Consider the following 26179-nt stretch of genomic DNA (forward strand, 5'->3'; position numbering starts at 1 on the left):
GGTCCGCCCACGTGCCTGATACCTCCCGGCCGGTGACGGCGGCGCCGGCGGCCGGACGCGTCGAGCAGGAAGCCCGGCAGCTGGCGTTCCTGCAGTCCTACGACGCACATTCGCCGATCTCTGCGGCCCTGCAGCAGTCCGGGGTCTACACCACCAGCGTCCACCTGGAGTTCGTCCAGCACCGCCCAGGCGCCGGTGTCACCGGGGTCTACCGGGTGGCCACCTCACGGCCGATGCTCACCAACGGCGCCCCGCAGGGCACCTACACCGAAACCTCCGACCACGTCGACGAACTCTATGTGGGCATGACCACCGAACGCATCGACGACGACGCCGCAGGGGTGGTCTTCGCCCACTGCCCCTCCGGGCAGCTGGCCATCTGGCAGCACCCCCAGGACCCGGCGCTTCCGGGTCTGGCCCTGGCCACCGACCCCCACTCCGTCGCGGCCACGTGGGGGGCCGGACGGACCCTGACCGGGCTGGAGACCGTCAGCTACCGCCCGCTGCGCCGTGCAGTGATCGCAGCAGACTTCTCAGACGGCACCCGCCGGTATCTCAAAGTGCTGCGCACCCAGCGGGCCGCCGAACTCGACGGCCGGCACCGGGTGCTGCTTGAGGCCGGGGTCCCCGCGCCGGTGCCGGTGAGCGAGCCGGTCAGCGACGTCGTCGCGCTGGAACAGGGTGCCGGCGTGTCGCTGGCTGAGTATTTCCTGGCCGACGGCGGCGCCACGGTGCGGCCCCAGGACTTCACCAGTCTGCTGGACAGGATGCCCACCCAGGTTATGACCTTGCCCGCCCGTGAGGCGTGGACGGACCGGCTGCCCGCCTACGCCTCGGCCGCCAGCTCCGCCCTGCCGGCCCACACCGAGCGCATCGCGCGGGTGGAGGATGAGATTCTCACGACCCTGCCGGTCACCGACCGGGGCCCGGTGGTGCCCACCCACGGTGATTTCTATGAGGCCAACGTGCTGATGCGGGACTCGAAGATCAGCTGCCTGCTCGACGTGGACTCGCTGGGGCCCGGCCACCGGGTGGACGACCTCGCCTGCTTTCTGGGTCACCTGGCCGTGCTGCCAGCGGTCGACTCCCGCTACATTCACGCGCCTGCGGCCTTCGACCGCTTCGCCCGCGCCTTCGCCGCCGACGTCGACCCTCAGGCGCTGCGGATCCGCTCGGCCTCGGTGGCACTGTCTCTGGTGGCGGGCGCCCGCGACGCCACGCGCAGCGACTGGCAGGTCCAGGCAGAGCACCGGCTGCGCTGCGCGGAGGTGCTGCTGGGTCTCACGGCCGACGCGGGGGATCTTCCGCAGTGGCCAACCGTTCTTTGAGCTGCTGCAGCTGGGCTTCGACGACGTCGGCGTCGGGGGAGCGGGCCAGGCTGCGCAGGGCCTCGACTCGGCCTTCCAGTGCGCTGACCAGCAGTGCGTCTGAGATCTGCCGATCCTCTGCGGCCATGCGGAACACGGTCTCGGCCTCCTCAGCCCGGCTCATCTGAAGCAGCACGGTGGCGGCGAAGATTTCCGCATCGGCGGCGGCTTCCTCGTCCGAGGCGCCGGCGAACAGGTCGGCGGCTTCCAAGGCGGCGGCCACGGCTTCGGTGCCGCGGCCCAGGGCAGTCAGCGACCGTGCCCGGGTGTCGGTGATGTCGGCATGCTGCCAGTCGGTGCCGTGCTCCACCACGATGCGCCCGGCCCGGTCCAAGTGCTCCAGGCCGGAGGGGTCCTCGTGGCGGCAGAGCAGGTGGCCCAAGGAGTGCAGAGCCTGCAGCAGCATCAGCGGATCGGTGTCCGCACCCTGGTCGGCCAGCCGCAGCCCTTCGGAATAGTGGTGCTTGGCAGTATGGGCCCGGTCCAGTGAGGCCGCCAGCGCGCCGGCGGCCAGATGCGCCCGGGCTGCCTCGTCGACCTCATCGGCGGCGAGGAAGTGGCCTGCGGCCTCGTCCCAGTGCGACATCGCTTCCAGCGGCCGCTTCAGCTGGGTGACCGCATGGCCCAGGCCCATCAGGGCCCGGCCGCGGGTGGAGTGGTCCACCTCGGAGCCGGTCATCCGCAGCGAGAGCGCGTCCAACACCTTCTCCGCTTCGGCGTGCTCGCCCATGTCCAGCAGCTGCTGCCCCAGGGCCAGGCTGAGCATCCGCGACTCGGTGAACTCGCCCAGCTCGGCCTGCTGCACCGAGACCCGCCAGGCCAGCACCGCCACCTCGTGCTGATCCAGGCTCGCACTGATCCCGGCCAGCAGCGCCGCCGCCGATGCGGCTCCCTTGCGCACACCGGAGGCGCAGTACATCTCCGCGGAGCTGATGGCCTCAGCCGCAGCCTGCTCCGGGCGGTCCTCGTTGTGATGCACCGTGGCCCTAAGCATGTTCATGGCCCCGCGCACCGCCCGGTTGGTCGGAGTGCTCAGGACCTTCTCCGAGGTGGCAAGTGCCTCCTCCGTCTGGTCCGTCAGCAGCTGGACGTGAGCCAAAAACATCTGCGCCGAGGCGAGCGCCTGTGTGCGCTGAAGCTGCTCCAACATCGCGCAGGCCTCACTGATCAGCGGCATAGCGGCCTCGGGCCCCTCATCGTGCATGCTGTGCACGGCCAAGGATGAGAGCACATCGGCACGCTCCACGCTGGGTGCGCCGTCGTCGTCGAGCTCCTCAGCCACCCGGGTGAGGATCTCTGCCTCCACCCGGTCGGGTTCGCGCAGCAGCATCGCGCCCAGCTGCGCCTCCACATCGGCCTGACGGGTGCGGCCCAGCTGCCGCAGCAGCTCCACCCGCTGAGCGACATAGGGGGCGGAGCGCTGCGAGTCTCCGCGCATTTCGTGGATCCCGGAGAGCACCCGCAGCAGCATCAGCCGGTTCTCCGGGTCCTCTGAGCCCGGGGCCGTAAGCCCACGCTCTGCCGCCGCGGCGGCGGAGGCGAAGCGCTCCCCGTAGGCGGCTTCGTAGGCAAGGTCCACCCACCCGCGAGCAGTCTGAGCCTCCTCCTCAGCGGAGCTGGGAGCGTGCAGCATCGACTGCAGCCGGCTGCTCAGCGGAGCCGATCCCGGAATCTCCACGTGCAGGTCAGCAGAATCGCCCTTCATCCTCCCTAGGGTAGCGGCCTATGGTCCTGCAGTTCACACTGGGTACGTAGAATGTGGCTGATGGCCCGTCTTCCGCACTACCGCGCCTCGCTCGCTGCCCTGGTGGTGGGTGCTGCTCTGCTGGTGGCTGGCTGCTCCGAACCGCCGCCGCCGGCGCCTGAGCCCACCGGCGCAGAGCTTGAACGTGCCTGGCGGATCGCGGTGGGCTCCGACCCGCTGGACCAGACCATCGCGCAGCTGTACTCACAGGCGCTCAACGCCCATGAGCGGCCTGCCACCGTGGTGGAGGACACCGAGGCTGATGTCACCGAGCTCGCCGTCGCACTGGGGGATGAGGGCGCTGATGCCGTGGTTGAAGATTCGGAGGACGACCGCTATGAGATCGTCTTGGCCCGCACGGTGCCGCTGGCCCAGAGTCTGGACCCTGAAGGCTACGCCGAGCTGACCGAGGCTGGCAGTCAGGACGATCTGGGGCCCGCCGCCGCCCCGGAGGACCTCACCGAGGTCATTGAGACCCAGTTGACCGATGCTCAGCTGCTGAATCCGGCCCCAGCGGTGCTGCGCAGCTCCATGCTCATCACCAGCATCACCGCGACGGATCTCGGTGCGGAGCCCGACGACGACCCGACCTTGGAGTCGCTGGGGACCCACTGCTCGGACCTCACCATTGGGGTCCGCACCGGTCACACCGCCTCGCAGGACCTGCTGGAGGAGGTCTATGACTGTCAGCCGCAGCAGTGGGTGGTCCAGGAGGAGGACGCGCTCATCCAGGGGCTGATCACTGCCGAGCTCGACGCCGCCCTGATGACCAGCTCGCACCCGGCCGCGGCCGAGCATGCGCTGACCAGTTTGGAGGACTCGCAGCGGGCCTTCACCCACGACCAGTATGCCCCGATGGTCGCCTCCCGCATTGCTGAGCGGATCCCCGAGGTCGTCGCTGACATCTCTGCCGCGCTCGATGAGGAGGCGCTGGTCACCCTGCGGCGGCTCATCCGCGACGAGCAGGGCCTGACCCCTGAGGATGCGGCCGAGTACTGGCTGGTTCAGAACGAGTTCATCGCTGAACCGGAGGTCTGGGGGTGAGCAGCGGCCCATACCACAAACACAGCGTCGGGGATTCGCAGATTGTTGACAATATGAGGCAGAATCTCTGCATGGAGGAATTCGAGGACTTCACCCAGGCGCGCAAGCTTCGCAATGTCCGCTACGACGTCCGCGGACCCATCGCCGCAGAGGCTTCCCGGCTCGAACGTGCCGGCCACCGGATCACCAAGCTGAACATCGGAAACCTCGCACCCTTCGGCTTCGAAGCTCCCGACTCGATCATGATGGACATGATCAAGCACCTGCCCACCGCACAGGGGTACTCCGAGTCCGCCGGAATCTACTCCGCCCGCACAGCAGTGGCGCAGTACTACCAGACCAAGGGCATGAAGGACGCCGCCGTCGAAGACGTCTACCTCGGCAACGGGGTCTCCGAGCTGATCGGCATGACCCTGCAGGCGCTGATCAACCCCGGCGACGAGATCCTCATCCCCGCCCCCGACTATCCGCTGTGGACCGGCCTGACGGCGCTGTACCAGGGGATTCCGGTCCACTACATCTGTGACGATCAGAACCACTGGTGGCCGGATCCGGAGGAAATCGAGTCCAAAGTCACCGACCGGACCAAGGCGTTGGTGGTGATCAACCCCAACAACCCCACCGGGGCCGTCTACCCGCGCGAGATCCTTGAAGCCATCGTCGACATCTGCCGGCGTCACAATCTGATGCTCTTCACCGATGAGATCTACGAGAAGATCACCTACGACGGCGCCGAGATGATCAACGCGTGCACGCTCAGCGACGACGTCTTCACGATCACCTTCTCCGGGCTGTCGAAGACCTGGCGGGTGGCCGGCTACCGTTCGGGCTGGATCTTCATCTCCGGACCCACCCACCGGGCGAAGAACTACCTGGAGGGCCTGCAGCTGATGAGCAACCTGCGCATGTGCGCCAATGTGCCCGGCCAGCACGCCATCCAAACGGCTCTGGGCGGGTATCAGTCTATCGATGAGTACATCACCCCCGGTGGTCGTCTCTACGAGCAGCGCAAGGTGGCCTACGACCTGCTCTGCGACATCCCGGGGGTCAACGTCCAGCAGATGGATGGGGCGATGTACCTGTTTCCACGCTTGGACCCGGAGATCTACCCGATCGACAACGATGAGGCGTTCGCCATGGAGCTGCTGCGCCAGCAGAAGATTCTGGTCTCCCACGGCCGGGCCTTCAACTGGATCGATGATCAGCACTTCCGCCTGGTCACCCTGCCGTCTGTGGAGGACATGGAGGAGGCCATCGCCGGCATTGCCCAGTTCCTGGCCGAGTATCGCGACGCCGTGGCGAAGCCGAGCCCTGTCACTGCCCGCGCCTGAGCCCTCGGTGTTGCAGAATGGGGGGATGCAGCAATTCCCTGACGAAATCGTCCAGTCGCCCAAGCTCGCCTCGGTCCGCTACGACGTCCGGGGCCCGATCGCCCAGGAGGCGGCGCGACTGGAGCGCGAAGGGCACCGCATCACCCGGCTGAACATCGGCAATCCTGCTCCCTTCGGGTTCGAGGCGCCTGACTCGATCCTGCAGACCATGATCAAGGAACTGCCCACCGCCCAGGGCTACTCCGACTCCCAGGGGATCCACTCCGCCCGGGTGGCGATCGCCCAGTACTACCAGACCCGCGGGATGGTCGATGCCGGCCCCGATGACGTGTGGCTTGGCAACGGGGTCTCTGAGCTGATCTCCATGGTGCTGACCGCGCTGCTGGGGCACGGCGACGAGGTGCTGATCCCCGCACCCGACTACCCGCTGTGGACCGGGGCGACCAAACTGGCCGGCGGCACCCCGGTGCACTACATCTGCGACGAGCAGAACCACTGGTGGCCGGATCTGGCCGAGATCGAGGCGAAGATCACCGATCGGACCAAGGCACTGGTGGTGATCAACCCTAACAACCCCACCGGGGCGGTCTACCCGCGCGAAGTGCTGGAGGGGATGGCGGATATCTGCCGTCGCCACGGACTGCTGCTGCTGGCTGATGAGATCTACGAGAACATCACCTTCGACGGCGTGGAGATGGTCAACGCCGCCACTGTGGCGGAGGATGTGCTCACGATCACCTTCTCGGGGCTGTCGAAGACCTGGCGGGTGGCAGGGTTCCGCTCCGGGTGGATCTACATCTCGGGACCCACCCATCGGGCGAAGAACTACTTGGAGGGCCTGGGGCTGCTGATGAATATGCGCATGTGCGCCAATGTGCCCGGTCAGCATGCGATCCAGGCCGCCTTGGGCGGTCACCAGTCGATCGAGGATCTGATCCTGCCTTCTGGCCGGCTCCATGAGCAGCGGGAGACGGCGCACCGGCTGCTGGCGCAGATCGAGGGAGTCAGCGTGGAGAAGGCCGACGGGGCGCTGTATCTGTTCCCTCGGCTGGACCCGGACCTCTATCCGATCGACAACGATGAGCACTTCGTCATCGAGCTGCTGCGTCAGCAGAAGATCCTGGTCTCCCATGGCCGGGCCTTCAACTGGGTCGACACCCAGCATTTCCGGCTGGTGACCCTGCCCAGCGTCGAAGACCTGGAAGAAGCCATCTCTGGCATCGCAGATTTCCTCAGTGGCTACCGCGCCGGCACCATCGCCCGGGTGTGACCATGTGGCAGGCAAAACCAGGGTCTCTGTTAGCAGGTGCTGTCATCGCAGCTCTGGCGCTCTCCGGCTGCGCTCCAGAAGATGCCGCGACTTCACCGGAGGAAGAGCAGTCGAGTCCGGAGACGGCTTCTCCGCAGACTTCGGATGCTGAGACGGACCAGACACCGCATCAGGAGTCCGACGACGCCCAGGAAACGAGCAGCCAGCCCGAGGAGTCGGAGGAACCCGAGTACGCCGTCGAGGATGAATTCTGGCGCGCCAATACCCTGCCGGACCCGGTGGCGGAGACACTCGTTGAGGCTCCCAGTCGTCGGGAGGAGGGAGAGCTCGCATCGGCGAAGATGCAGGTGCTTTCACTGGACAGCGATGAGGAGTTCACACGACTGGTTCTAGCCTGGTTGGAACCGGAGGACGGACCAAGACTGGCGCCGGAGGCAATCCGTGCCGCAGGGGCGACGCTCGATCCGGACAAACCCTGGGTGCGGTTGGTCGACCGGGAGAATGGTGAGCTGATTGAGCCGCTGCGGGCCGAGGATCGTTTCCCAGACCTTGAGGCAGAGCCCGACGTCGAAGACGTCAGCGACGACCCAGCTGCTGCTAACACCCGCGGGTTCTGTATATGTTCGTCAGCGACGTCCGGCGATCTCCAGTCGGGGTCATCGACCTATCTGATGTTCATCGACTTTCCTACCCCTGAATCAGAAAACGTTGATGTGCTGGCCGGCCAATGGGCCGAACCGCTGACAGACGTCGCGCTCAGTACTGATGAGCCGTTTGAACTGCCCGACGACGGACTCTCAGAATTTGCCGGAAGCAACACTGAGCTTCCCGATGTCTACGGGGCAGGGGCTCTGTACGAGCGCCGGGTTCCCCTGTCGGCGCGCTCGCAGAGCCTGACGGGTGTGACCACAGTCGTTGACCGCGAGACGCAGGAAGTCTCGCTTCCTGCTGACGTGCTCTTCGAGTTCGGCGAGGACAGTCTCAGCAGTGAGGCGGAGTCGATCATTGCCGATGCTGCCGAAAAGCTCAACGCTGAAGCCACCGGACAAACGGTCGTCGTAGAAGGTCACACGGATAACGTCGACGGTCATGACATCAATCAGCCACTCTCGGAGAACCGGGCAGAGGTGGTGGCTGATGAGATAGAGCCCCTGCTTGATGAGGGGATCACACTCGAAACCGTGGGGCACAGCTTCAACCAGCCCCTGGTGCCCAATGAAGATGCCGACGGTAATGATCTGCCGGAGAACCGTGAACTCAACCGGCGGGTCAGTTTCCGCTACGAGGTCGTCGATGAGGATTCCGGAACGGAGATCGACCTCGGCTATGAGGAAATCGAGGAGCTGGACGAAGCTGAGGAGATGGAGGCAGCCGAAGGTGCGGCAGCCTCTTATGTGCTCCAGTCGGCAGAGGAGGACCAGAGCGACCTGGAAGTCCGGTTCGACCTCCTCGGCAGTGAGCGCGACGGCGACACCGTGACCATGCGGTTCGCGGTGGCAGACCCCTCAGGTGAAGGATTCTCCCCGGACGCATTCGGCTACTCGCGGGACCATGCCTACCACTTCGGGACGAATCCCTACTTCACGGCGAGTCATCCTACGGCCGGAGAGATCACCATCGTGGACGAAGAGGCTGAGCAGCAGCACTTCCCCGTGACTGCAGGCACCTTGAACTGTTTGTGCACAGAAGTCGCGGCTGCCGGCGCAGGTTTGGGAGCAGAGCCGTCGCCGATGTACGCTGAGTTCCAACTGCCGCAGAATCTGAGCAGCTCGCTCACCCTTCGGATTGCTGACAGCAACGAACTCACCCTGCCGGACTCCTTCGCAGACGAGCTTGCCGACGCTGAGGGCTGAGGGACCCAGTTCCAAGCCCCAGACAGATTCCGGATGAGAGTAGCACCGCTGTGGTGGCCTATCCGGTCATGTGGTCAACCACGTCCTTGGACAGCTCAATCTGCGCGCTGTCCGGGATCCTCAGGACCAGTGGCCCCTCAGTATCCTCGGGCAGCTGGAACTCGGCATAGATCGGAGTGCCGAGGGGCGACAGTGCCGGACCGTAGACCAGGGTCTCGCTGCACAGGCAGTGCAGTGATCCACCGGTGACCGGGAAGTGCTGCTGCTCGCTGCCCATATCAAGCAGCCCGAAATTTCCCGCGCCCGGATGGACTCCGGAGGAGAACGCGTTCTTGCCGAACAGCTGCGGGTCCTCGGCCGCTTGACTGCCGGGCAGTGCCTGAGTGTCGCCGCTGCCGCTGTTGAGGGCAAGCTCGAAGCGCATCATGACTGACTCGTCTTGCCGATCAGGGGTGAGGATATCGAGCCGGACCTCATCCTCGGAACGGTCTTGCTCGGGGGAGGGGAGCACGTAGGAGGCCAGGGCGCCCTCGGCTGTCTCCACTTCTTCTGCCTCCTGCAGGTCTTCCAGCTCCTCGTAGCCGAGGTCTATCTCGACTCCAGAGTCTTCCACCGCGGTATAGCGAAAGCTGACTCGTCGGTTCAGTTCGCGGTTCTGCGGTAAGTCATTGCCGTCAGCGTCCTCGTTGGGCACCAGTGGTTGATTGAAGCTGTGCCCCTCGGTTTCGATGCTGATGCCCTCATCCAGCATGGGGCCGATGGCCTCGGTCACGGCCTCGGCGCGATCCTCGGACAGCGGCTGATTGATGTCATGTCCGTCCACGTTGTCGGTGTGGCCTTCGATGACGACCCTCTTACCGCTGGCTTCTTCGTTGAGCTTCTCTGCGGCATCAGCGATGATCTGTTCCGCCTCGCTGGTCAGCGACGACTCACCGAAGTCGAACAGCACGTCCGCTGGAAGGCTGACTTCTTGGGTATCTCCTTCCAGAGTCTTAGTGACGCCGGTCAATGACTCACTGCGCGCGGACAGTGGGAGCTTACGCTCGGCGACCGCGCCGGTGCCGTACTGCTCTGCTGGTTCGTGGTCGCTGGGCACGAAGGAGGAGAATTCGTCGTCGGGCAGTTCAAACGGCTCATCGGTGGTGACCGGCACCTCGCGGATCGGTGCGGACCATTCGGAGAGCATCAGGTCCACTTCGTCTGCTTCCGGTGCGGGGAAGTCCACATAGAACAGCCCAGTTGTTTCATCGCCGCCGGAGATGCCGATTGAGGAGCACACACAGGGGATCTGGGACTTATTGAGCCCTGCGCCGGCGGAAAGGACCTCGGGCGACGGCGAGCCTGCAGCTCCATCCTCCGGACCGTCCGAGGCAAAGAAGTAGCTCTCGGCATACAGCGGTTCAATCAGCTCTCCGGCGTCGCGGTCGACTAACCGGGAGAATGGCCTGGACATTGACCGAGCCGAAAAGGGGGATGTGACATTGGGGGCGACAGCTTCTCCGCCGTCCTTGCGCAACCAGGCGACGACCAGCCGGGCGTACTCCCCGTCACTGTCAAGTGAGATCACTTGAGCCTTGGACGTCGCGGTCTGGTCCTCAGTGCCCTCGACGGGAAGCTCAATCACCTGTTCGGCCACCGGCTCCGGAAGGGTCGTGGATCGCAGGAAGCCGTCGTCGTCGGGGGCCATCCGCGGCTGTGCGTCCGTTTCCAGCTCTGTCTCCTGCGGATCAGCACTCGCAGATCCTGTCTCATGGTCCGTGCTCGGTTCACTGACTGCCCCAGGTGACTGCTGAGTCTCGGATGGGTCAGACCCCACGTCATCCGGTGCGCAGGCGGTAATGAGCAGCAAAGCTGCGGCCCCCGTGGCAGCCGCACGAGCCCAGAGATCCACCGTCGACGTCATTGGCTGCCATTCCTTCCGTTCACGCGAATATGCTGGGCTCCCACCAGTTCGGAGTAGCAGCCTCAGCGAAACTTACCCGAGGCACAATCGGGCAGCAACAGCGGTGTGACGACTTCACGATCCTCACCACCTCGAGCCGATATTGGGCCTGCGGGCAGCAGACCTGCAGCAAATCCGATGAGCTAGCACAGCAAGCTGGTGACCCTGCCCAGCGTCGAAGACTGTGAAGAAGCCATCTCCGGCATCGCAGATTTCCTCAGTGGCTACCGCGCCGGCACCATCGCCCGGGTGCGAAGCCCAGGTCGCTACTCACCCTGCTCACCGAGCAGCAGCCGGGTCAGCATCACCAGACCCAGCCCGACGGAGGTGAGGAGCCAGGCGGGTACGAAGTCGACGACAATTATTGGGCGACCAGATGAGAGTCAGGGTAGCTTGTAGTTCTATGAACAGAGACTCTCTGCGCGTGAACGGACGGCGTCCAAGGTGGCAGGTGGGTGTGGTGGCACTTGCCCTCAGTGGGCTGATTCTGTCGGGCTGCGCTCCTCAGGACGCAGTCGACGGGGGCGAGCAGTCCCCTGACGAGTCAGCGCCGACGGAGTCTGCACAGGACGAGGACCAGAGCACAGAAGAGGATAGTGAAGGGGCCCCTGAGGCCGACGAGGCGGACAGTCCGGAGCCGGAGATTGAGGCTGAGGACGGTTTCTGGCGGCTGAATACCCTGCCGGAGCCGGTGGCTGAGCAAGTGATGGAGGCGCCTGTTGCGGAAGCGGGCGGGGAGGTGGCTTCTGCCAAGCTGGAGGTCCTGTCGTTGGACACCGACGGCGAGTTCGCTCGGATGGTGGTGGCTTGGCTCCCGCCTGAGGATGGTGCGTTCTTGGGGTCGGAATCGTTGCAGAACGAGCCGGGGAGGGTAGCGGACCGGCCGTATATGCGGTTGCTCGACCGGGATGCGGGCCAAGCGCACATGCCGCTGCTGACCACGGAGAAGAACTTTGACTCCAGTGCTCCGGCAGACATTGATCAAGACGCATCGGCTGTTCATGAGATGGAGCCATGGCGCATACGTAGGACATGCGTCTGTTCGGAAGTCACGACCCAGAACGCCGCTGATTCAGAAGAGCCGGACCAGATGGAACTGATGTTCGTGGACTTCCCGGCGCCGGATTCTGACGCGGTCGATATTCTGCCGAGCCAGTGGCACGAGCCTATTACCGACGTTCCCGTCAGCGACGGTGAGCCCTTCGAGTTTGATGCTGAGGACGAGTTCACTGAAGTCACCATGCCATCTATCCACGACGAGGTGCCCGGTGAGGATTATGGCAATGGGGCTGAGTATGCTGAGAGCTTCCCCATCCAGGCTCGATCGGAGTCGCTGACAGGTGTGTCAACCACGGTCGACGGTGAATCCCAAGAGGTGAGTCTTCCTGGCGATGTGCTCTTTGAGTTTGGCGAGGCCACCCTTACTGCAGAAGCGGAAAGCATCATTTCAGATGCGGCGCAGAAGCTGAACGAAGAGGCCAGTGGGCAGACGATCAGGGTCGAAGGCCATACCGATAATGTGGATGGTCACGACATTAACCAACCACTGTCTGAGGATCGGGCTGAGGCGGTGGCCGAAGTGATCGAGCCGAAGCTCGACGACGAGATTGAGGTGGAAACTGAAGGGTTCAGCTTCAACCGGCCTTTGGTGCCCAACCAGGATGCTGACGGAAATGATCTGCCCGATAATCGCGAACTGAACCGTCGCGTGAGTTTCCGCTACACAGTTGTCGACGAAGACTCCGGTGTGGAGATTGACCTGGGCTACGAGGAACTTGAGGAGCTGCCCCAGGCGGAAGAGACAGACGCCGCTGAGGGCGCGGAGGCATCCTACATCTTGGAGGCCCCCGAGGAGGACCGTAATGAAAAGGATGTGCGCATCGACCTGGTCGGTGCCGAGCGCGACGGCAAATCCGTGATGCTGCGGTTGGGTGTGGCGCTTGCTGAAGGTTCAGAGTTTGACGAGGAAGCATTCTCGACCTTCGGTGGAAGCAGTTCGGCGCGCCAGTTCGGTCGCAGCACATACCAGGACGGAAGTCGCAGTGCTCCGAACATGCTGAATATCAGCCTCGTGGATCCCAACGCAGACCGCCAGTATTTCCCGACGATGCTGGGTGATCAGGGCTGTTTGTGCTCTGAACGTTTGTCGACCTATGAGGGCCTGGGGCCGGACGCTGTGCCGGCATATGCCACCTTTGAGCTCCCTGAAGAGCTGGACGGTCCGTTGATTCTCCGGGTGCCGGACGGCGGGCAGATCGAACTTCCAAAGGACGCATTCCAATAGCACCGGCCTTGTTAGTTGTATTCCCCAGGAAGGTTAGTAACAGTCGGCGTGGCTGGGTGACATAAAGAAGACCTCCGAGTGAGGTGGGGCTTGATAACAGTCCAACGTCACGATCGGAGGTCTTCATCTCCCGCTCTAACGCGCACCGGCCGAGCCAGTCTCTCGTTGGCCATGATCTTCTTCCGACCTCGATTGGGCCTTGGGTCACGCCGCAGTCCATGGCCGCTTCGCCGAAGCCGACCTGGCCTCTATCCTCAACTACCACGCTACCGCAGCCGTGCCACGGTGGAGCGGGCTATCTCATGGTTCCGTGCCGCGAGGGCTGACGGACCCAGTTCCAAGCCCCAGATAGATTCCGGATGAGAGTACCACCGCAGTGGTGGCCTATCCGGTCATGTGGTCAACCACGTCCTTGGGCAGCTCCCTGCCCAGCGTCGAAGACTGTGAAGAAGCCATCTCTGGCATCGCAGATTTCCTCAGTGGCCACCGCGCTGGCACCATCGCCCGGGTTTGAAGCCCCAGGTCGCTACTCACCCTGCTCACCGAGCAGCAGCCGGGTCAGCATCACCAGACCCAGCCCGACGGCGGCAAGGATGCCCGCCTGGGCCAAGGCCATGGCAAAGTCGCCCCACTGCTCTGCGGTGGAGGGGATCTGCTGCAGCAGCGACCAGTAGCCGTTTAAGACTATTGGGACGGGCAGAACGGCGAGAAGATGCCGGGCCCAGCCGCCGACGCCGCGCTCAGCGTGATACCAGGAGGCTGCCACCGCGGCCAGAATCGGACACAGTATGTACAACCAATAGAGCGAATAGCCGATGGTGACACTCAGCACGAAGTTCAGCGGCAGGTAGACGACGGCGGCGAGGATCCAGGCGCGCAGCAGGTCCATAGCTACTCGGCGTTGCCCGGGTCGAACTCGATGGTCTCGCCGAAGGCGTCCAATTCGGCCTCATCAACACCGATGCCTGCGTATTCCACGGCGGAGACCACGCCACTGTCCTCGTCGGCAGCCACCCAGAACCGGCCGAGCCCCTGGTCGCCTGATTCGTCGCTGTAGGTGAAATCAGCCTGAACAGTATTGTCAGACCCGGGGATGTCTGCCGCTTCCTGGCCGGTGTCTCGGCAATCTGTGGCATATACGTCGGTGAACCGGCAGACCGCGATCAGAGTACTCACAGCTGTCGAAGCGTCTGGTCTGGAGTCAACGTCGGGCATGACACGCAGCGACTTGGGCGTCTCATCAGAGTTGTAGTGCAATCCCATGGTCCAAGCATGGTCGGGCAGGTCGCCTTCCACCGGCACCTGCTCCCAGTCCTCGCCTGTGGGGGCTTCGAAGCTCATTGGACCCTCATGGGTGCGTTCGTCGCCTCCACCGCATGCTGTGATGATGGCGATCATACACAGACCTGCCCCGGAGAGTGCTTTCTTCATGAGGCCTTCCTATTCCTAAATCATCCAGCAGGGGGTACTTTCCATGGAGCGGGTGCCGCCCGCCGATTCCGGAGACCTTGAGACCAACACCCCATCCGCCCTGCTCATGTGCTGGCGCAGGAGGAAAAGGGCACCACCTGGATCCAACTACTTCACAATATTTAGGTCCACCGGATACCGAGCAGGCTGCCGGTTGGAAGCGGCCACGGCGCTGAGAATGCAGAAGATCGCGTTGATGACGAAGACCGCCAGCTGCAGCAGCCCGCCGAGGAAACCGATAATCGGGATAGCCATGATGATCCAGGCCACGACGTAGCCGGGCAGCAGAAGGATCTGCCAATTCAGCGCGGCCTTGGCGTGTTCGTTCAGATAGGGGCTACGGTCCTTATATATCAGCCACAGGACCAGCGGGACGATGAACGAGGTGAGCAAGCCACCAATATGGACGGCGATGGACACGCCATGCTCCTCACCCGGACTGGGTGGTTGCGGGGGCTGATTCGCCTGCTGGGTCATGACGGACTCCTTGCGTCTTTGCCGTTCCTTATACCCCCAAACCTACAAGACTATTCACTCTCGGTGGGGCTCTGCAGCTCTTTGCGCACCTGCTCCAGCTTCGCGTTGGCTCCGTCCAGCCACCGTTCGCAGCGGTCAGCCAGCGCTTCGCCGCGCTGCCACAGCGCCAATGACTCCTCCAGCGGCGCACCGCCGGTCTCCAGCTTGGTCACCACTTCGACCAGCTCTTCGCGGGCCCGCTCATAGGACATCTGTTCGATATCGTCGGTGCGCGCGATGCTGAACTCGTTCTCACTCATCGGGTCTGCTCCTCATCAATGTCAGTGACCTCAGCGGTGAACTCCCCGGAGGAGACCATCACTCGAACTTCGACGCCGGGCTGCAGCTCCTGAGCCCGACGCACGATCTGGCGCTGGTGCTGCACCACGGCATAGCCACGATCCAGGGTGGACTGCGGAGACAATGCCTTCACCCGTGACCGGGTGGACTCCACCCAGTCGTAGGCACGGTCCACTGCCGTTTGCGTCGATACCAGCGAGCGGTGCCGCAGTGCTCGCACATCCTCTCTGCGCACCTGCACCATACCTTCCGGAAAGGAGAGCGCCGGCCGCGTTCGCATCGATTCCAGCCACTCGGCCTCCCGGGCCAGCCGACGCTCTAACCCCTGGGACATCCGCACCCGGGACTGGGCGATGTTCTCGCGCTCACGCAGCTCATCGGGGACCAGCAGCTTCGCCGTTCCGGTCGGGGTGGAGGCACGCACATCAGCCACCTCATCCAACAGCGGACGGTCAGCCTCATGCCCGATCGCCGAAACCACCGGAGTATTGGCCGCAGCGACCGCGCGGATCAGCCGCTCATCGGAGAACGGCAGAATTACCTCCTCCAGGGCCCCGCCGCCGCGGGCGATCACGACGACGTCGACCTCACCGCGCGCGTCCAATCGCTCCAGGGCCGCAGCGACCTCCATCGGCGCCATTGAGCCCTGCGTGGCGACCTCCTCCACCGCGAACTCGGCCGCCGACCAGCGGGCGGTGACATTGCGCAGAATGTCCTTCTTCGCATCGGAATTGCGGCCGGTGATGACCCCTATAGTGCGCGGCAGCACCGGCAGCGGCTGCTTCCGCGCCTCGTCGAAGAGTCCCTCCGCCGCCAGAGCGGCCTTCAGCCGCTCAATGCGAGCCAGCAGATCGCCCAGCCCCACCGGCTCCATCTTCTGGGTAACCAGCGAGAGCCGACCGGTCTTCTCCCACAGCGAGGGTTTGACCAGCGCGACCACCCGTGAGCCGGCCGCCAGCCCCTTGGTCTGCAGTCCGCCGGCCACATTGCGCCAGGCCACAGCGGTGAACGAGATCTCCTGCTCCAGGTCCCGAAGCGTCATCCACGCGGTGCCGTTGCGCAGGTTGAACTCCACCAGCTGGCCCTCCACCCACGTGGGGGCGACCCGGTCAATATGAGCCCGCAGCTTGCCGGAGAAATGACTCAGCGGCCACGGCGTCTCCTCCGAGGTCTCCTGCGAGGAGGCAGGCAGGGCCGCCAACGAAGGACGTCCTTTGGTGTGCGGCGGCTGATAGTTCATACTCCTGACAGACTACTTCCCAAGGAGATCTGCGTGCGCAACCTCTTCAGCGTGCTGTGCCTGCTGCTGGCCGGGCTGCTCTCCACCGCGGCACTGGCCGGGCACCAGATCGACCAGCTGCTTCGTGCGGAGGAGCCGGTGCGCGAACTGGCCGGTTCGCTGCCCAACGATGAGGCCTTCTCCGAAGCAGTCACAGAAACCATCGTCGACGACGCCGTCGCACGGCTGCCCGAAGGCCTCCAGCAGTTTGTGCCCGGCTCAGTGGACGCACTGGTGCGCCCGGTGATCAGCTCCGCGCTGGACACCGAGCGCACCGCCGAGGCCTGGGACGAGGTCATCCAGGACACCCGCAGCGACTACACCGCCCACCTGGAGGACATGTTCCACCGGGGCACCACCGGTGACGTGCGCGAACTGGACATCGCAGTCGACCTCACCCCGGTCACCGAGGCGATGACCCAGCCGGTGCGCCAGGGTGTGGAGGACACCGTGTCCCTGATCCCCGGTGTGGAGGCCGAGGACGTCGAGATCCCCGCCCCCAGCCTGCAGATCGACGTGGAGGCGGCCACCGACGAGAGCGCTGACCCCTACACCTGGGCCACTGCCGCCGGCCTGAGTCAGCACTGGCTCATCTTCGGCGTCGGCGCCGCCGCGCTCGGCGTCCTGGGAGTGCTGCTGGGCACCCGGCGCGTACGCTGGTACGCCCTGGCCACCGCAGCCGCGCTGGCAGGGGTCATCGGCCTGTGGGTCGCCACGACGGTGGCCGCACCGTCGCTGGCGCACCAGCCGGGCACACCTGAGGCCACCACGGTGCTGCTGGAGCACATTCAGGTGCGCTTCACCGACTGGGCACAGCCGTCCTGGTGGGTGTTCACCGGTGCGGCAGGCTTCGTCGTCGTGCTCTCGGTGCTTGCCGCTGTGGTCACACCAGCCCGCCGCGAACAGGGATGAATGTGTTCAGCTGCTCCCGGTAGACTCACCCCCATGAGTACCACGACGCCGGAAGCCCTCGCGGCACCCCGCCGCAAGCACATCTCGGTGCCGATGCCCCAGGTGCCGCGCAAGCGCCGCAGCCCTGAAGAGATCGCCGCCGAGTCCACCTTCAGCGAGTCCAAACGCGTGCTGCTGGCCGCGCCCCGCGGCTACTGTGCAGGGGTCGACCGTGCGGTGATCGCGGTGGAGAAGGCGCTGGAGCAGTACGGTGCTCCGGTGTATGTGCGCAAGGAGATCGTCCACAACCGCCACGTGGTGGATACGCTCACCGAACAGGGCGTGATCTTCGTGGAGGAGGCCGATGAGGTTCCGGAGGGGGAGCGGCTGATCTTCTCCGCCCACGGCGTCTCCCCGGCGGTGAAGCAGACTGCCGCTGACCGCGGGCTGGAGACCATCGATGCCACCTGCCCGCTGGTCACCAAGGTCCACCGCGAAGCGGCACGGTTTGCCAAGAATGAGTACCACATTCTGCTGATCGGTCACGAGGGTCACGAAGAGATCGAGGGAACCCATGGTCAAGCGCCCGAAGACACGACGATCGTCAACGGCCCGTGGGAGGTCGACCAGATCCAGGTTCCGGATCCGGACAGACTCATCTGGCTCTCCCAAACCACACTTTCGGTGGACGAAACGATGGAGACGGTTCAGAAGCTCCGGGAGCGGTTCCCGAATCTCCAGGATCCGCCTTCGGATGACATCTGCTATGCCACGTCCAACCGTCAGACGGCGATCAAGAAGGTCGCCCCGGAATCGGATCTGGTGATCGTGGTCGGCTCGGAGAACTCCTCCAACTCGGTGCGGCTGAAGGAGGTGGCCAAGGACTACGGTGCCAAGCGCGCCGAACAGGTGGACTTCGCCAACCAGATCGACGAATCCTGGTTCACCGATGCCGCCACTGTCGGCGTCACCTCCGGCGCCTCGGTTCCGGACGTGCTGGTCCAGGACGTGGTACGGCTGCTGAGCGAGTACGGCTACGGCGAACCGGAAGAGGTCGTCACTGCCGAGGAGGACATTGTGTTCTCCCTGCCCAAGGAGATCCGCAAGGCGATGAAGGACGCCGGGCACGACGACGTCGGCCGCGGCGGACGCAAACGCTGAGGGCTGACCTCAGCGCAGAACCGACTAAACACACATGACGCTTGCGGCCACGGTGGCGACGATCATCGTCGCCGTGCTCATCGGTACAATCCTGCAGCGACTCTCCGGCACCGGTGTCGGCCTGGTGGTGGCGCCGGTGCTCGCGCTGCTGCTGGGCCCGGGGCTGGGTGTGCTGCTGACCAATATGACCACGGTGGTCTCCGGGTTTCTGATCATGCTCAGCGTCTGGGCGCACATCAGGTGGCGCACCCTGTGGCTGATCCTCCCGGCCGCCGTTGTCGGGGCGTGGCCCGGTGCCTGGCTGGTGGGGGCGCTGGCACCAGGGTGGCTGTCCATCATCCTGGGTGTGCTGGTGGTCGCGGCGCTGCTGGTCACCGTCAGTCTGCGCAGGCTCCCCGAATGGCGGTCCCGGCTTCCTGCGGTAATCGCCGGGGTACTGGGGGGCTTCTTCAACACCACCTCCGGGGTCGCGGCACCGGTGATGGTGATCTATTCGCGGGTCTCCCGCTGGGAGCAGCGCTCCTTCGCCGCCACCCTGCAGCCGATCTTCATGACCATGGGTGCGGCCTCAGTGATCAGCAAACTCAGCCTCGGCTCGGTGGAGCTCGACGCCGGGGCGGGCCTGCCGCTGGGCTGGACCTTCCTGGGCATCGTCGTCACAGTGCTGCTCGGCATACTGATCGGCACGCAGCTGGCCAAACGGGTATCGCTGGCTGCCGCACGCGCGCTGGCCATGACCCTGGCCGGGCTCGGTGGGGCGGCGGCCATCATCCGTGGGGCCCTCCAGCTGGCCGCAGGCGCCTGAGTCACACGCGTAGGCTGAGTCGCTGTGAACAACGACGCCGACCCCGGGCTGCAGGCTGGGACACCGCCCTACCGGCGGCTGCTGGTGGCACTGTTCTTCATCGGGGTCGCCACCTTCGCCCAGCTCTACTCACCCCAGGGTCTGCTGCCGCTGATCTCACAGGACCTGGAGGTCAGCCCCGACCAGGCGGCCCTGATGATCTCTGCGGCCACCCTCGGACTGGCCCTGGGGGTGATCCCCTGGTCCTACATCGGCGACGCGATGGGACGAAAGCGCGCGATGCTCACCGCCATCAGCCTCGCCTGCGTGTTCGCGGTGCTGAGCATCGTCATGCCCAGCTTTGCCCTGACCCTGGTGATGCGCTTCGTCGAAGGGTTCATGCTCGGCGGGGTGCCGGCTCTGGCGGTGGCCTACCTCAGCGAGGAGGTCAGTGCCCGGGTGGCGGCAGTGGCCGCCGGCACCTACATCTCCGGGACCACCATCGGCGGGCTCTCCGGGCGGCTGATCGCCGCACCTGTCGGCGAGCAGCTCGGCTGGGAGGCCGGCATGCTGGTGGTCATCGGCGTCGCGGTGGCCTGTGTGCTGATCTTTCTGCGCATGGCGCCGGCCGCGGCGCAGTTCACCCCGGGCACCCCCGGGCTGCGTGAAGCCGCCTCCGCCCTGTTCGGCAACTTGGGCTCACCGGCACTGTGGGTCATCTACCTGCAGGGCTTTCTGACCATGGGCGGCTTCGTCGCCGTCTACAACTTCCTAGGCTTCCACTTGGCCGCCCCGCCGTTCTCGATGCCGATCTGGCTGGCCTCCTTCATCTTTCTGGCCTACCTGGCCGGAACGGTCTCCTCACCCCAGGCGGGAAAGCTCGCCTCCCGCTACGGACGGCGGCCGGTGCTGATCGCCGGCAACCTGATCATGATGGCCGGCACCGCAGTCACCCTGATCCCCAACGTGTGGGTGATCATCGTCGGCACCGTGGTGCTCACCGCAGGGTTCTTCGCCTCCCACGCTGTGGCCTCCGGCTGGGCCGGGGCCCGGGCGGTGGCCGGACGCTCCCAGTCGGCGTCGTTGTACAACCTGGGCTACTACGGCGGGTCCTCGGTCTTCGGTTTCTTGGGCGGGACCTTCCTCTGGCTGGCCGGATGGCCCGGCACCGTCTCCATGGTCCTGGTCCTCACGGCGGCGGCCACGGTGCTGGTGATCACAGTTCTCCCCAAGAATTAGCTGGTACCGTGCCGGGGACCCAGCTCATGTGAGCGTGTCGAGCAGAACGTATCGAATAGAACGTATCGAGCAGACAGGAGCGGAGACGATGACGCCTCCACGATCCCGGGTTTCCGGGGCACACCTGCACAAATACGACCCGCAGCAGCAGTCGCAGCGGGAGGAGGCTGACCTCTCCGCCGGCCAGCAGGCGGAGGGCTTCGCCAAACCCACGCTGATCCGCCGGCTCATCGGGCTCTTCGGGGGTGTGGCGCTGGCGCTGATCATCTTCGCGCTCATGCCCGGCGACATTGAGCTGTGGCCGCGGCTGACCGCAGCCACCGCAGTGCTGATGGCAGTCTGGTGGATGACCGAGGCGATCCCGATCCCGGCCACCGCCCTGCTGCCGCTGCTGATCTTCCCGATTCTGGTGCCCGCAGGCGACGCCGGCAGCGCTGATGAGGCGGCCGGGGGAGTCGGCGTCGACGACGTCGGGGCCTCCTACGGCAACAGCATCATCTTCCTGTTCATGGGTGGGTTCATCCTGGCCCTGGCCATGCAGCGGTGGAACCTGCACCGGCGTGTGGCGCTGCTGACCCTGCGCATGATGGGCTCGAAGCCCTCCGCGCTGATCGGCGGGTTCATGATCGCCACCGGGTTCCTCTCCATGTGGGTCTCCAACACGGCCACGGCGGTGATGATGCTGCCCATCGGCATCTCGGTGCTGATGCTGGTGCAGAAGATCCTGGCCGGTGAGGACCCCGCTGAGGCCGGTACGGCCGAGGATGAGGAGTCCCAGCAGGAGGGCAAGCAGGAGGCCATCAAGTCCAACTTCGGCACCGCGCTGATGCTGGGCATCGCCTACGCCGCCTCGGTCGGCTCGGTGAGCACCGTCATCGGCACTCCGCCGAACACGCTGCTTGCCGGGCACATGAGCACCAACCACGATATGGACATCGGGTTCGCGCAGTGGATGCTGGTGGGGGTGCCCATCGCAGTGGTGATGATGATCCTCACCTGGGTGCTGCTGACCAAAGTCGTCTTCCGCCCGGAGATCGACAACATCCCCGGCGGCAAGGAGCTGATCCGTGATCAGCTGCGCAATCTGGGTCCGATGAGCCAGGGTGAGATCCGGGTGCTGCTGATCTTCATCCTCGCCGCCACCCTGTGGGTGTTCGTTCCCATCGGCACGGATCTGCTCATAGAGTTCGGCGTGCTCGCTGCGGAGACCGAGCCGCCGATCGAGGACGCCGGAATCGCCATGCTGGTGGCGCTGCTGCTGTTTCTGCTGCCGGCCGGCGGCGACGCGAAGAAAGGCGTGCGGCTGCTGGACTGGGACTACGCGGCGAAGCTGCCCTGGGGCGTGCTGCTGCTCTTCGGCGGTGGCCTGGCGCTCTCCGGGCAGTTCGGCGACTCCGGGCTCTCCAATTGGCTCGGCACCCAGATGGAGGGCCTGGGGAACATTCCGGTGTGGGTGCTGGTGCTCGTCGCCGCCGCCGGCATTCTGGTGCTGACCGAAATGACCTCCAACACCGCCACGGCGGCCACCTTCCTGCCGGTGGCCTCCGGTGTGGCCATGGGCACCGGGGTGGAACCGCTGGTGCTGGCGGCACCGGTGGCGCTGGCCGCCACCTGCGCGTTCATGCTGCCGGTGGCAACCCCGCCCAATGCGATCGCCTACGGCTCCGGCTATGTGACCATCGGCCAGATGGTCAAGGGTGGTGTCCTGCTGAACGTCTTCGGCATCGTCATCATCACCCTGGCCTCGATGACCCTACTGATCTGGGTCTTCGGCATCACGCTGTAGCCGCGGCCCCAGGGGCTTGACCTCCGCGGAGACGCTGGTGGCGGCCACAGTCTCACCCAGGTCCTCCAGCCCAGCCGGGGCGTCGTCGTCGGTGGCGACCTCCATGCGGCTGAGCGCATCGACCTGCGGCAGCACCCGGCGTTCGACGTTGCCGATGAGCCTGTTGTACGCCTCCACGGTCTGGGTGATGCGCTGGCCGGTGTCCTGCAAGTAGTTGCTCATCTTGGTCAGCCGGGTGTAGAGCTCACGGGAGTGGTCGACGACCTCTTTGATATTCGTCGCCAGCCGCTCCTGCCGCCAGGCGGTCTCCACGGCTTTCAGCGAGGCCAGCAGCGAGGCCGGCGAGACCAGGGTGACGCCTTTGGACAGTGAGTTGTCCAGCAGGTTCGCGTCGGCCTCCAGCGCGGCGGAGAGCAGGGATTCGGCCGGCACAAAGCAGAACACGACGTCGGGGGAGAGCTCCACCGCCTCCCAGTAGCGCTTCTTGGCCAGCTCCGCCACCCGGGCCCGCAGCGCTTTGGCCTGGGCTTCGGGGTCAGTGGGGTTCAGCGGTGCCTTGGCGTCGATGACCAGCTGCCGGCCGCCGGGCAGGTGGACCACCATGTCGGGGCGCTGGGTGGACCCGTTCTCGCTGGTGTGCTGTTCGGTGAAGTCCACGTGCGGCAGCATCCCGGCGGCCTCCACCACCCGGCGCAGCTGCACCTCACCCCAGTGCCCCCGGGCGGAGGTCGAATGCAGCGAGCCCAGCAGCGCCTGGGTGGATTCGATGATCTCGGCATCCGACTGGGCGGCCTGGCTCAGCTGCTGGCTGAGCTGGGAGTGCTGGGCGGCGCGCTCACGCTCGATCTCCTGGACTCGGCGGCGCATCTCGGTGACCCCCTCGCGCACCGGCTGCAGCATCTGCACCAGGGACTCGCGCTCGCCGGCGGACTCAGCCTCCTGGGCCCGGCGCCGGTCAATCTCGTCCAGCTGTCCGTGCGCCGAAGCCAGCTGCTGCTGCGCGTGGTGCAGTTCCGTGCGCACCGGACGCAACCACAGAAATACTCCGATCCCGCCGATCAGCACACCGAGGGCAAGTCCCAGAAGCAGCATCAACCATTCCATGGTGACCACTGTGCCACCGGGGTCGGACACAGTCGTTGTCACCGCGCCGAAGACGCTCCTACATACGCAGCGCAGATACCAGCTGGACACCAAGGGTCTGTAGCCTAGCCGCATGGGTAGTGCGAGCCGATTAGACGTGGACCTGACTGGAGTGCCCGGGCCGAAGACGGAACCCGGGGCACCCTTCGACGGCGACCCGCGGGTCCTCTGGCGAGCAGCCCAGCACGATTCGCCCCTGGACCTCAGCGACATCCCCACCCGCCGCAGAACCGGGTTCGAGGGCAAGAAGCGCGCTGGACGCAAGGCGTTGGCGGCGCGGTCTGATCTGTTGGCGGATCTTCAGGAGCTGCTGTGGGCCCACGAAGCAGCCGCACCCCAGCAGGAGAAGGACGCTGTGCTGGCCGCCCTCGCTGCCCGGGCCCCGCAGCAGGATGAGGAGGAGACCTCCCGGCGCAAGAAGCTCTTCGGTGCACGCGTGGAGAAGGCCCTTGACGCGCTGACCCCCGGTCCGCGGGTGCTGCTGGTGCTGCAGGGCATGGACGCCGCCGGCAAGGGCGGGGTGGTGAAGTCGGTGGCCGGTGCGATGAATCCCCTCGGCGTGGATGTGGCTGCCTTCGGCACACCCACTGAGGCGCAGTCGCGTCAGCACTATCTGCAGCGGATCATCGCCCGGCTGCCGGCCCCGGGCCACGTGGGCGTGTTTGACCGCTCCCACTATGAGGACGTGCTGGTTCCCACGGTGACCGGCAGTCATTCCGATGATGAGGTGGCTGACCGGGTGGAGGCGGTGCAGATCTTCGAACGCGACCTGGTGCGTCGGGGCTTCGTGATCGTGAAGGTGCTGCTGCACATCTCGCCGCAGGAGCAGCTGAAGCGGCTGATGTCCCGGTTGGACCGGGAGCACAAGCACTGGAAGTACCGGCCGGCCGATGCCGATGCGCGTGCGCAGTTCGGCACATTCCAGACGGTCTATTCAGCGCTCATTGAGGCCACCGACGCCGATCACGCCGGGTGGAACATCCTCGCAGCTGACCGGAAATGGTACGCCCGCCTGGCAGTGCAGGAGCTGCTGATCGCCGCACTGGGGGACCTCAACCTGAAGTGGCCGGCGGCTGACTACGACGTCGAGGAAGAACGAGGTCGACTGCTGCGCAGCGAGGCCGGCGCGGGGTAGACCGGCGCGACGCAGGGTCAGCGACGAATCACCAGAAGACGGCCAGGCCGATGTTGATCAGCGAGAGCCCGCCGACGGAGTGGGCGATGCCGGTGGGTACGGTCTCGTTCTTCGCGACCCGACGGCGCCCGATGATCGCGGTGACCAGCACGGCAATGAGCACCAGAGCCTTGACGCCGATCTTCACGTGGTTGAGGTCGCCGTCGCCCATCTCTGCCAGGCCCACCAGCAGCACCCCGGAGACCAGCTGCACCCAGGCGCCGATGTGCTGCCACTGAAGGACAGTGGGCTTGCGGAAGGTGGCCAGCCACCCGCCCACCAGTGCGGCGGCGCCGAGAATGTGGAAGAACAGAGAGAGGGAGAACAAGAAATCCATAGCTGCCAGGTTACTTGAACGTAGTGATGGGCGGCGCGCTGATGCCCTATACTTAACGCGAAGAGGGGAGTATCCCCACTCGCAGCGGTCTCGTCATCACGAACTGTTTCCAGTTCCGGGGCCGCAGGTTGGTGATCGAATCACCGGCGGGAGAGACCTCTGGTAATGCGTCATCGCTACCGGAGGATTAATTGATGGATGTTTCCCTTGCTGTCTGGCTGATCACGATTGCTGTGATCGCCGGGTTCTTTGTCTTCGACTTCTTCGCCCATGTGCGCACCCCGCACGAGCCCACGCTGAAGGAGTCCGGTCTCTGGTCGGCGTTCTACGTCGGCCTGGCGCTGCTCTTCGGCGTCTTAGTCACCTATGTCTGGGGCGGGCGCTACGGCGGTGAGTATTACGCCGGCTTCGTCACCGAGAAGGCGCTCTCGGTGGATAATCTGTTCGTCTTCCTACTGCTGATGACCAGTTTCGCAGTGCCGCGGGCCTATCAGCAGAAGGTGCTGCTGATCGGTATTGCGATCGCTCTGGTGATGCGCGGTGGATTCATCGCAGTGGGTGCTGCGGCGATCAACGCGTTCTCCTGGGTGTTCTACCTGTTCGGCATCTTCCTGATCTACACCGCGATCAAGCTGATAATCGACCATGTGCGCACGCAGGAGCCTACGGAGGAGAAGAAGGAGTCCCTGGGCGTACGGCTGATGAAGAAGGTGCTGCCCACCACGGAGGAGTATCACGAGGACAAGCTGACGGTGAAGATCGATGGCAAGCGCATGGTCACGCCGATGTTGTTGGCGCTGGTGGCCATCGGCATGGCTGATCTGATGTTCGCCTTGGATTCGATTCCAGCGATCTATGGTCTGACCCAGGAGCCCTACCTGGTGTTCACCGCTAACGCGTTCGCGCTGATGGGTCTGCGCCAGCTCTACTTTCTGATCGGCGGGATGCTGGAGCGGCTGGTCTACCTTTCCTATGGTCTGTCGATCATTCTCGGGTTCATCGGTGTGAAGCTGGTGCTGCACGCTCTGCATGAGAACACCCTCCCGTTCCTCAACGACGGCGAACCGCTGCCGGTGCCGGAGGTCGGCATTGGGCTCTCTATGACCGTCATCGTCTCGGTGCTGGTGGTCACGGTGGTCGCCAGCCTGCTCGCAAGCCGCCCCCGAGGAACCCGCAAGCGCAGGACGACGACGTAGCGCCACGTTCTCCGGGGGCACCGCGTTCTCCAGGTCGCACTGAGCTGAGGTGAGCGGGGCACTGTGGC

General features: G+C 65.1%; 22 protein-coding genes. 13 read left to right on the top strand and 9 right to left on the bottom strand.

The window, feature by feature from the left end; genetic code table 11:
• Window positions 1–11 precede the first annotated feature (11 nt).
• A complete protein-coding gene (locus tag FHX47_RS00765) occupies window positions 12–1328 on the top strand; it encodes a phosphotransferase (RefSeq protein WP_183356998.1) in 1317 nt (438 codons plus the stop codon).
• Here the strand turns inward: FHX47_RS00765 and FHX47_RS00770 are convergent.
• Entirely contained in the window at window positions 1282–3072 is a 1791-nt protein-coding gene (locus FHX47_RS00770) for a hypothetical protein (RefSeq protein ID WP_183356999.1), read from the bottom strand. The two genes, FHX47_RS00765 and FHX47_RS00770, sit on opposite strands and share 47 nt — an antisense overlap.
• Window positions 3073–3132: 60 nt before the next feature.
• On the opposite strand from FHX47_RS00770, the gene FHX47_RS00775 reads away from it, so the two are divergent.
• From FHX47_RS00775 to FHX47_RS00790, 4 genes are all read left to right on the top strand, one after another.
• Window positions 3133–4155 carry a glycine betaine ABC transporter substrate-binding protein gene (locus FHX47_RS00775; RefSeq protein ID WP_183357000.1) on the top strand — a complete coding sequence of 341 codons (1023 nt, stop codon included), beginning with the start codon at window positions 3133–3135 and terminating at the stop codon, window positions 4153–4155.
• A gap of 71 nt (window positions 4156–4226) precedes the next feature.
• Window positions 4227–5486, top strand: coding sequence for a pyridoxal phosphate-dependent aminotransferase (locus tag FHX47_RS00780; protein ID WP_183357001.1), 1260 nt, complete (start codon window positions 4227–4229; stop codon window positions 5484–5486).
• 25 nt (window positions 5487–5511) lie between these two features.
• Window positions 5512–6756 (top strand): pyridoxal phosphate-dependent aminotransferase, encoded by a 1245-nt coding sequence (locus FHX47_RS00785; RefSeq protein ID WP_183357002.1) that lies wholly within the window; start codon window positions 5512–5514, stop codon window positions 6754–6756.
• Window positions 6757–6758: 2 nt separating this feature from the next.
• Window positions 6759–8609, top strand: a complete 1851-nt coding sequence (locus FHX47_RS00790; protein ID WP_246327937.1) for an OmpA family protein — start codon at window positions 6759–6761, stop codon at window positions 8607–8609.
• 58 nt (window positions 8610–8667) lie between these two features.
• Here the strand turns inward: FHX47_RS00790 and FHX47_RS00795 are convergent, their stop codons facing one another.
• Window positions 8668–10512 carry an OmpA family protein gene (locus FHX47_RS00795; protein ID WP_183357004.1) on the bottom strand — a complete coding sequence of 615 codons (1845 nt, stop codon included), beginning with the start codon at window positions 10510–10512 and terminating at the stop codon, window positions 8668–8670.
• Window positions 10513–11011: 499 nt separating this feature from the next.
• Here FHX47_RS00795 and FHX47_RS11020 point away from each other — a divergent pair, with 499 nt between their 5' ends.
• The gene (locus tag FHX47_RS11020) at window positions 11012–12835 is read left to right on the top strand and encodes an OmpA family protein (RefSeq protein WP_183357005.1); all 1824 of its coding nucleotides are present in this window, start codon (window positions 11012–11014) and stop codon (window positions 12833–12835) included.
• 526 nt (window positions 12836–13361) lie between these two features.
• Here the strand turns inward: FHX47_RS11020 and FHX47_RS00805 are convergent.
• The 5 genes from FHX47_RS00805 to xseA form a co-directional block, all read right to left on the bottom strand.
• Complete coding sequence (locus FHX47_RS00805) at window positions 13362–13724, bottom strand: hypothetical protein (protein ID WP_183357006.1); 363 nt, start codon at window positions 13722–13724, stop codon at window positions 13362–13364.
• Window positions 13725–13726: 2 nt separating this feature from the next.
• Window positions 13727–14266, bottom strand: a complete 540-nt coding sequence (locus FHX47_RS00810) for a hypothetical protein (RefSeq protein ID WP_183357007.1) — start codon at window positions 14264–14266, stop codon at window positions 13727–13729.
• Window positions 14267–14413: 147 nt separating this feature from the next.
• On the bottom strand, window positions 14414–14725 hold the full coding sequence (locus FHX47_RS00815; RefSeq protein WP_183357008.1) for a magnetosome magnetite crystal formation protein family: 312 nt from the start codon (window positions 14723–14725) through the stop codon (window positions 14414–14416).
• A gap of 107 nt (window positions 14726–14832) precedes the next feature.
• Window positions 14833–15081, bottom strand: coding sequence for an exodeoxyribonuclease VII small subunit (locus FHX47_RS00820; RefSeq protein WP_183357009.1), 249 nt, complete (start codon window positions 15079–15081; stop codon window positions 14833–14835).
• Window positions 15078–16361 (bottom strand): exodeoxyribonuclease VII large subunit, encoded by a 1284-nt coding sequence (xseA, locus tag FHX47_RS00825; protein ID WP_183357010.1) that lies wholly within the window; start codon window positions 16359–16361, stop codon window positions 15078–15080. The genes FHX47_RS00820 and xseA overlap by 4 nt, the downstream gene beginning before the upstream one ends.
• Before the next feature lie 33 nt (window positions 16362–16394).
• On the opposite strand from xseA, the gene FHX47_RS00830 reads away from it, so the two are divergent.
• From FHX47_RS00830 to FHX47_RS00850, 5 genes are all read left to right on the top strand, one after another.
• Window positions 16395–17312, top strand: coding sequence for a hypothetical protein (locus FHX47_RS00830; protein WP_183357011.1), 918 nt, complete (start codon window positions 16395–16397; stop codon window positions 17310–17312).
• 33 nt (window positions 17313–17345) lie between these two features.
• Complete coding sequence (locus tag FHX47_RS00835) at window positions 17346–18452, top strand: 4-hydroxy-3-methylbut-2-enyl diphosphate reductase (RefSeq protein WP_183357012.1); 1107 nt, start codon at window positions 17346–17348, stop codon at window positions 18450–18452.
• A gap of 34 nt (window positions 18453–18486) precedes the next feature.
• Window positions 18487–19257: a sulfite exporter TauE/SafE family protein gene (locus FHX47_RS00840; protein ID WP_183357013.1), complete on the top strand. Its 771-nt coding sequence runs from the start codon at window positions 18487–18489 to the stop codon at window positions 19255–19257.
• Window positions 19258–19281: 24 nt separating this feature from the next.
• Window positions 19282–20475, top strand: a complete 1194-nt coding sequence (locus FHX47_RS00845) for an MFS transporter (protein ID WP_183357014.1) — start codon at window positions 19282–19284, stop codon at window positions 20473–20475.
• A gap of 88 nt (window positions 20476–20563) precedes the next feature.
• Complete coding sequence (locus FHX47_RS00850; RefSeq protein ID WP_183357015.1) at window positions 20564–22261, top strand: SLC13 family permease; 1698 nt, start codon at window positions 20564–20566, stop codon at window positions 22259–22261.
• Here the strand turns inward: FHX47_RS00850 and FHX47_RS00855 are convergent.
• Window positions 22229–23407 carry a DNA recombination protein RmuC gene (locus tag FHX47_RS00855; RefSeq protein ID WP_183357016.1) on the bottom strand — a complete coding sequence of 393 codons (1179 nt, stop codon included), beginning with the start codon at window positions 23405–23407 and terminating at the stop codon, window positions 22229–22231. The two genes, FHX47_RS00850 and FHX47_RS00855, sit on opposite strands and share 33 nt — an antisense overlap.
• Before the next feature lie 70 nt (window positions 23408–23477).
• Here FHX47_RS00855 and FHX47_RS00860 point away from each other — a divergent pair, with 70 nt between their 5' ends.
• The gene (locus FHX47_RS00860) at window positions 23478–24539 is read left to right on the top strand and encodes a polyphosphate kinase 2 family protein (protein ID WP_183357017.1); all 1062 of its coding nucleotides are present in this window, start codon (window positions 23478–23480) and stop codon (window positions 24537–24539) included.
• Window positions 24540–24567: 28 nt separating this feature from the next.
• Here FHX47_RS00860 and FHX47_RS00865 read toward each other — a convergent pair whose 3' ends face one another.
• Window positions 24568–24915: a hypothetical protein gene (locus tag FHX47_RS00865; RefSeq protein ID WP_183357018.1), complete on the bottom strand. Its 348-nt coding sequence runs from the start codon at window positions 24913–24915 to the stop codon at window positions 24568–24570.
• 194 nt (window positions 24916–25109) lie between these two features.
• On the opposite strand from FHX47_RS00865, the gene FHX47_RS00870 reads away from it, so the two are divergent.
• Window positions 25110–26111, top strand: coding sequence for a TerC family protein (locus FHX47_RS00870; RefSeq protein ID WP_183357019.1), 1002 nt, complete (start codon window positions 25110–25112; stop codon window positions 26109–26111).
• Window positions 26112–26179: the final 68 nt, after the last annotated feature.

Source organism: Garicola koreensis, assembly GCF_014195445.1.
Taxonomy (GTDB): Bacteria; Actinomycetota; Actinomycetes; order Actinomycetales; family Micrococcaceae; genus Nesterenkonia; species Nesterenkonia koreensis.

Excerpts from the sequence above, each read along its gene's own strand:
- FHX47_RS00770 (WP_183356999.1), bottom strand. The coding sequence starts at position 3,072 with ATGAAGGGCGATTCTGCTGACCTGCACGTGGAGATTCCGGGATCGGCT.
- FHX47_RS00870 (WP_183357019.1), top strand. The coding sequence starts at position 25,110 with ATGGATGTTTCCCTTGCTGTCTGGCTGATCACGATTGCTGTGATCGCC.
- FHX47_RS00795 (WP_183357004.1), bottom strand. The coding sequence starts at position 10,512 with ATGACGTCGACGGTGGATCTCTGGGCTCGTGCGGCTGCCACGGGGGCC.
- FHX47_RS00790 (WP_246327937.1), top strand. The coding sequence starts at position 6,759 with ATGTGGCAGGCAAAACCAGGGTCTCTGTTAGCAGGTGCTGTCATCGCA.
- FHX47_RS00780 (WP_183357001.1), top strand. The coding sequence starts at position 4,227 with ATGGAGGAATTCGAGGACTTCACCCAGGCGCGCAAGCTTCGCAATGTC.
- FHX47_RS00865 (WP_183357018.1), bottom strand. The coding sequence starts at position 24,915 with ATGGATTTCTTGTTCTCCCTCTCTCTGTTCTTCCACATTCTCGGCGCC.
- FHX47_RS00775 (WP_183357000.1), top strand. The coding sequence starts at position 3,133 with ATGGCCCGTCTTCCGCACTACCGCGCCTCGCTCGCTGCCCTGGTGGTG.
- FHX47_RS00805 (WP_183357006.1), bottom strand. The coding sequence starts at position 13,724 with ATGGACCTGCTGCGCGCCTGGATCCTCGCCGCCGTCGTCTACCTGCCG.
- FHX47_RS00810 (WP_183357007.1), bottom strand. The coding sequence starts at position 14,266 with ATGAAGAAAGCACTCTCCGGGGCAGGTCTGTGTATGATCGCCATCATC.
- FHX47_RS00785 (WP_183357002.1), top strand. The coding sequence starts at position 5,512 with ATGCAGCAATTCCCTGACGAAATCGTCCAGTCGCCCAAGCTCGCCTCG.
- FHX47_RS00840 (WP_183357013.1), top strand. The coding sequence starts at position 18,487 with ATGACGCTTGCGGCCACGGTGGCGACGATCATCGTCGCCGTGCTCATC.
- FHX47_RS00850 (WP_183357015.1), top strand. The coding sequence starts at position 20,564 with ATGACGCCTCCACGATCCCGGGTTTCCGGGGCACACCTGCACAAATAC.
- FHX47_RS00820 (WP_183357009.1), bottom strand. The coding sequence starts at position 15,081 with ATGAGTGAGAACGAGTTCAGCATCGCGCGCACCGACGATATCGAACAG.
- FHX47_RS00860 (WP_183357017.1), top strand. The coding sequence starts at position 23,478 with ATGGGTAGTGCGAGCCGATTAGACGTGGACCTGACTGGAGTGCCCGGG.
- xseA (WP_183357010.1), bottom strand. The coding sequence starts at position 16,361 with ATGAACTATCAGCCGCCGCACACCAAAGGACGTCCTTCGTTGGCGGCC.
- FHX47_RS00835 (WP_183357012.1), top strand. The coding sequence starts at position 17,346 with ATGAGTACCACGACGCCGGAAGCCCTCGCGGCACCCCGCCGCAAGCAC.